Source organism: Mesorhizobium sp. M4B.F.Ca.ET.214.01.1.1, assembly GCF_004791545.1.
Taxonomy (GTDB): domain Bacteria; phylum Pseudomonadota; class Alphaproteobacteria; order Rhizobiales; family Rhizobiaceae; genus Mesorhizobium; species Mesorhizobium abyssinicae.
Window position 1 is genome coordinate 1 of record NZ_SRUX01000227.1, and the last position, 309, is coordinate 309.

Here is a 309-nt window from a genome sequence, read left to right on the forward strand (position 1 = left end):
TATGGGTTTCCACAAACGTCCATATTCAGCTTGCGCTTGCTGGTCCGAAATCTCGGTGCCGATGATGAGCCAGTATCCCTTCACCGTGAGGTACTCCTGCCGCTGGATGTTGCTGGCTCGTGAGCTAAGATGGGTATCGGACGCTTGTCCAGCTCCCGCGCGATGCGATCAGGCCACGCCCGCCATATCATCCAGTATCGGACAGTCCGGCCGGTCGTCGCCGTGGCAGGCATGGATCAGCTTCTGCAAGGTCGCGCGCATCGACTGCAGCTCGCGTACCTTCTCCTCGATCGCCCTGACATGGGCGGC

General features: G+C 60.5%; 1 pseudogene. It reads right to left on the reverse strand.

The annotated features are described in order from the left end of the window. Positions 1-168 precede the first annotated feature (168 nt). Positions 169-309, reverse strand: a pseudogene (locus tag EN857_RS36045) (Cu(I)-responsive transcriptional regulator); the annotation flags it as partial.